At 70.0% G+C, this 4,375-nt stretch carries 4 protein-coding genes and 1 pseudogene; all 5 read left to right on the forward strand.

Annotation, left to right across the window (positions count from 1 at the left end; translation table 11 throughout):
* The first annotated feature begins 195 nt into the window (after positions 1-195).
* Complete coding sequence (locus ACQKDV_RS18425) at positions 196-840, forward strand: histidine phosphatase family protein (RefSeq protein WP_427785700.1); 645 nt, start codon at positions 196-198, stop codon at positions 838-840.
* 34 nt (positions 841-874) lie between these two features.
* Positions 875-2,146, forward strand: a complete 1,272-nt coding sequence (gene folC / locus ACQKDV_RS18430; RefSeq protein ID WP_427785702.1) for a bifunctional tetrahydrofolate synthase/dihydrofolate synthase — start codon at positions 875-877, stop codon at positions 2,144-2,146.
* 80 nt (positions 2,147-2,226) lie between these two features.
* Positions 2,227-3,252 (forward strand): SPOR domain-containing protein, encoded by a 1,026-nt coding sequence (locus tag ACQKDV_RS18435; protein WP_427785705.1) that lies wholly within the window; start codon positions 2,227-2,229, stop codon positions 3,250-3,252.
* A gap of 46 nt (positions 3,253-3,298) precedes the next feature.
* Positions 3,299-4,051, forward strand: coding sequence for a CvpA family protein (locus tag ACQKDV_RS18440; RefSeq protein WP_427785708.1), 753 nt, complete (start codon positions 3,299-3,301; stop codon positions 4,049-4,051).
* 58 nt (positions 4,052-4,109) lie between these two features.
* Positions 4,110-4,343, forward strand: a pseudogene (locus ACQKDV_RS18445) (amidophosphoribosyltransferase); the annotation flags it as partial.
* Between the last annotated feature and the right edge of the window lie 32 nt (positions 4,344-4,375).

Raw genomic sequence — 4,375 nt, forward strand, 5'->3', positions numbered from 1 at the left:
GCCGGCAACCGTGGCAGGCCGGTCGGTGGTTCATCCACGCATGGCGTGGATCTACCAACCCCGCGACGCAGGTCGCGGGGTTTTTTCATGCCCCGACCGGCCCGGTGCGCCGAACAGGTATCATCCCTGTTCCGCGCACTTCACAGGATGTGAACGAAGCGCGGAGACCTCCCCCCCCCAGGACCCCTTGTTCGCATGCGCATCCTGCTTGCCCGACACGGCGAAACGCCGTGGAACGCCGAAGGCCGCTACCAGGGCCAGATCGACATCCCGCTTTCGCCCATCGGCGAAGCCCAGGCCCAGGCCCTGGGCGCCCGTCTCGCTTCGGTGGACATCACCCGTGCAGTGGCGTCGCCGCTGTCACGCGCCCAGCTGACCGCGCAGCTCGCCCTCGGCGCCGACCGTGCCGGCATGCTGCAGACCGAGCCGGACCTGCAGGAAATCGCCCACGGAGAGTGGGAGGGCCTGCTGGCCAGCGAGATCAACGAAAAAGACCCGTCGCGCCTGAAGGCCTGGCGCGAGGAACCCGATACCGTGCTGATGCCCGGCGGCGAGTCGCTGCGTATGGTGCTCGAGCGCAGCTGGCGCGGCCTGGCGCGCGCCGCCGAAGGCCTGGGCGAGGATGACACCTTGCTGGTCGTGGCCCATGACGCGGTCAACCGGGTGATCCTGTGCAGGGTGCTGGGCCTGCCGATCTCCCGCCTGTGGACCTTCCGCCAGGCACCGACCACGCTCAATCTGCTCGAAGGTGCCGACCTGGACAGCCTGGAAGTGGTGCGCCTGAACGACTGCGCCCACCACACGCCGTTCTTCGGCGAAGCCAAGCACCGCGCCCTCTGATTCCCGAACCACCTGCTTCTGCTGGAATGCTGCCGTGACGAACACCCCGACCACCCTGGCCGACTGGCTGGACTACATTGAATGCCAGCATCCGGCGAGCATCGACATGGGCCTGGAGCGTGTGCGCGCGGTGGCCACGGCGATGGGCCTGGGCGCGCCGGCCAAGCACACCATCGTGGTCGGTGGCACCAACGGCAAGGGCTCCACGGTTGCCTTCATCGAGGCCATCGGCCGTGCCGCCGGCTGGAAGGTCGGCGCGTACACCTCGCCGCACCTGCTGCGCTACAACGAGCGGGTGCGCATCGATGGCCAGGATGCGGACGATGCCGCGCTGGTGGCGGCGTTCAGCACGGTGGAAGCCGCGCGCGGCGACATCACCCTGACCTATTTCGAGTACGGCACCCTGGCGGCACTGCAGCTGTTTGCCGATGCCGGGCTGGACCTGGCCGTGCTGGAAGTGGGCCTGGGTGGCCGCCTGGATGCGGTCAACATCATCGATGCCGACGTGTCGGTCATCACCACCGTGGACATCGACCATGCCGAGTGGCTGGGCGAGGACCGCGAGGCGATCGGCGCGGAGAAGGCCGGCATCATCCGCGGCTGGAAGCCGGTGATCCTTGGCGAGACCGATCCGCCGTCCAGCGTGCTGGCGCGCGCCTACCGGGTGGGCGCCAACGCGATCCGCGGTGGCAGTGATTATTTCTACGAGTCGATCGACGCCCAGCGCTGGCGCTGGCGCGATGTCGGCCTGCGCATGGAACTGCCGGCCCCGGCCCTGGCCGGTCCCATCCAGCTGGCCAACGCCGGTGCTGCCATCGCCGCGCTGCGCGCACTGGACCGGCCGGTGCCACGCGCGGCCTGGGCCACCGGCATCGCCGCTGCGCGCATCAACGGCCGCATGCAGGCCTTCGAGCGCGACGGCGTGCAGATCCGGGTGGATGTCGGCCACAATCCGCAGGCGGCAGGGCAGCTGGCGCGCACGCTGAAGTCGGAAGCCGCCCCCGGCCGCACCCTGGCGGTGTACGCCGCGCTGCAGGACAAGGACGCCGTGGGCGTGGTGCAGGCGCTGCAGGACAGCGTCGCGCAGTGGACACTGGCTGGCCTTGCAGGTGCCCGCGGGCAGACGGCGCAGCAGTTGCAGGCACGCCTGGCCGATACGCCGGCCGCCAGCGCCGCGCTGGCCGACAGCGTCGAGCAGGCACTGCAGCAGGTGCTGGGGGAGGCCGGACGCGGTGACCGGGTGCTGGTGTTCGGCTCGTTCCATACCGCTGCCGCGGCGCTGCAGTGGCTGCAGGATCATCCCTGACCCGCGTTCAGCCAGCGCCGACGCCGTCTGCTCCGGCACCCGTATAATCGGACCATCTTCGCCCCTGTCGCCTGCCTCACGTGGATACCCCCCTGAAACAGCGTCTGATTGGTGCCATCGTCCTGGTGGCCTTGGCCGTGATTTTCCTGCCGATGCTGGTCAAGGGGCCTGCCCCGGACAGCGGTGTGGCCAATGTGCCGATTGCCGCGCCTGACGCGCCGGGCGATGGCCAGTTCGAAACCCGTGAGCTGCCGCTTGTCGCCCCGGCCGGTGGCGCCACCGGCCTGCAGAGCGGCCAGGCCAAGCCGGTCGAGGAAGCCGCCGCGCCGGCCACCCCGCCCACCGTCGATACCTCGCCAGCGGTTGCTGCCGGCAACTATGCGGTCACCTTTGGCGCCTATGGCAGCCAGGCCGACGCCGATGCCGTGATCGCCTATCTGAAGCGTTCGCAGCTGCCGGGCTTCAGCGAAACCGCATCGATCAATGGACGCCCGGCCTGGCGCGTGCGCGTAGGGCCGTATGCCGACCGTGCCCAGGCTGAAGCCGCCCGCCTGCAGGCGGTCAAGGTGCGGGGCGATGTAAAGGCCGAAGTGATCACCCTCGATGCCGGCACGGCACCGTCTGCATCGGTGGCGCCTGCCCCGGCCGCGCCCAGCGCCAGCACCGCAGTGGCAGCACCGTCGCCGTCGGCCGCTGCCAACCCGGTGCGCAGCGAGAGCCTGCCAGCCAGCACCGCGGCCGTCGCGGCGCCGTCGGCCCCCAAGCCGGAGGCCCCCAAGCCGCAGCCCAAGGCTGAACCGCCCAAGCCGCAGCCGAAGCCGGAGGCAACGACCAGCAAGCCCGAAACCCCCGCCGCTCCGGCTGCCAGCAGTGTCGGTTTCGCCGTGCAGCTGGGCGCGTTCGGCCAGGCCAACGATGCCAATGCGCTGCGCGACAAGGTCCGTGCCGCCGGTTTCAGCGCCTTCGTCGAACAGGTCCGCACCGAGAAGGGTACCCTGCACCGCGTGCGCGTCGGGCCGGTGGCCAACCGCGCCGACGCCGAACAGCTGAAGGCGCAGGTCGCCGCCAAGGTCGGCGTGGCCGGCATGGTGCGCCCGCACCCATGACGCGCCTGCAGCCGCGTTGCCAGCGCCGCCGAAGGAGCGGGGCGCCATGATCGACGTGGTGCTGCTGATCGTCATCGCTGCATCGGCCCTGCTGGGGCTGCTGCGCGGCTTTGTGAGCATCGTCATCGGCACCGTGTCCTGGCTGGTCGCCGCGTGGGCCGCCTTCGCCTTCGGCAGTGATGCCGCGCACTGGTGGTCGGCCCCGGCCGCGCCCAGCGGCGAGCACTTCGTCGGCGGATACCTGGGCGTGGGCATCGGCGTGATGCTGGTGGTCGCGGTCATCGGCATGGTCATCAAGCACATCGTCCACCGCAACATGCTGGGAAGCCTGGATCGCCTGCTGGGCGGGGTGCTGGGCACTGTGCGCGGCGGGCTGATCGCCGCCATCCTGCTGTTGCTGGCCGGTTTCACCCCGCTGGCTGCCGAGCCGTCCTGGCGCAGCTCCAGCGTGCGACCGGTGCTGAACCCGGCCGTGGCCTGGATGAACAGCAAGCTGCCGCACTGGGAGATGCCGGGCGCCGATCTGCTGCCCAAGGCCTTGCCGGGGGACACTTTGTCCCCATCTGCGTTGATGGAGCTGGGCAAGAGCGCCAGTTCCGGGTTGGGCAAGCCGGGCGCGACAGGCGATAATGGCATCCTCAACCAGGTAGTGGCGGGCAGCGGATGGCTGCGGCCCGCGAACGCGGAACAGGGCGACAACCATGATCCGGCCGAAGTGCGCCCGGATGCCTCTGCACTGCCAGGCAACATCGAGCCGGTTGATCCGGCCAACGTCGACCGCAGGCGCGGCGACCACTAAAGGCCAGGCACGGCCACCTTCCTTGTAACTGGGCATCGCCCAGCGGAGACCTCGCACCATGTGTGGCATCGTCGGAATCGTCGGCAACCAGAACGTCGCCGGGCAGTTGTATGACGGCTTGACCGTCCTCCAGCATCGCGGCCAGGACGCGGCGGGCATCGCCACCGCCAACGGCAGCCGCCTGCGCGTGCAGAAGGCCACCGGCCTGGTCCGCGATGTGTTCGATGCCCGCACCATGTCCACCCTGGAAGGCAGCGTCGGCATCGCCCGGCTATGCGGTGCTGCTGCTGGGCATCGGTGATCTGGCGCCTTGGACCAACCCGG

This window comes from Stenotrophomonas sp. NPDC077659 (assembly GCF_050268705.1).
Lineage (GTDB): Bacteria > Pseudomonadota > Gammaproteobacteria > Xanthomonadales > Xanthomonadaceae > Stenotrophomonas.

Excerpts from the sequence above, each read along its gene's own strand:
- ACQKDV_RS18440 (WP_427785708.1), top strand. The coding sequence starts at position 3,299 with ATGATCGACGTGGTGCTGCTGATCGTCATCGCTGCATCGGCCCTGCTG.
- ACQKDV_RS18425 (WP_427785700.1), top strand. The coding sequence starts at position 196 with ATGCGCATCCTGCTTGCCCGACACGGCGAAACGCCGTGGAACGCCGAA.